The organism is Acidiphilium sp. PM, from assembly GCF_000219295.1.
Classification (GTDB): Bacteria; Pseudomonadota; Alphaproteobacteria; order Acetobacterales; family Acetobacteraceae; genus Acidiphilium; species Acidiphilium multivorum.
The window spans coordinates 1-585 of sequence record NZ_AFPR01000425.1; the positions used below are offsets into that span (position 1 = coordinate 1).

General features: G+C 73.7%; 1 protein-coding gene. It reads right to left on the reverse strand.

What is annotated here, in order from left to right; genetic code table 11:
• Nucleotides 1-530: xanthine dehydrogenase family protein subunit M (locus tag APM_RS13205; RefSeq protein WP_039888735.1), on the reverse strand; the 530-nt coding region annotated here is incomplete at its 3' end.
• Nucleotides 531-585: the final 55 nt, after the last annotated feature.

The window sequence follows — 585 nt, forward strand, 5'->3', positions numbered from 1 at the left end:
GACAAGGCATCCGGCAGGCTGACCGCCTCGATCAGCTCGTCGTCACGCCGTGCGGTCTGCATCGTGCCGAGGAAGAAGTCGGCGGCGCCGATCACGCGCGCGCCCGCCGCGCTGCGAAGATGCACCGCGCCGTCGAGGGCCAGCAGGCAGAGCGGAATTTCAGCGCTCGGATCGGCATGGGCGACCGAGCCGCAAACGGTGCCGCGCGCGCGCGTCTGGTAATGGCCGATCCAGGGAAGCGCGAGACCGAGCAGCGGCGCCTCGCCGGCCAGCCCGGGCCGCGCCAGCAGCGCCGCCTGCCGCACCCCGGCGCCGATCCGAAGCTGCCCGCCCGCGTGGCGCACCTCGGCCAGCGCGCCGATCCGCATGATGTCGACCAGAACCTGCGGCCGGGCCAGCCGCATGTTCAGCATCGCGACCAGCGACTGTCCTCCGGCCAGCACCCGCGCATCGGCCCCGTGGGTCCGCAGCGCGTCCAGCGCCTCATCCAGCGTCCCCGCGCGGCAATAGGCGAACGGCGCGGGCTTCATCGGCCAACTCCCAGCATGCGCAGCAGCCGTTTCCAGAAGCCCGGCCGCGCCCCGG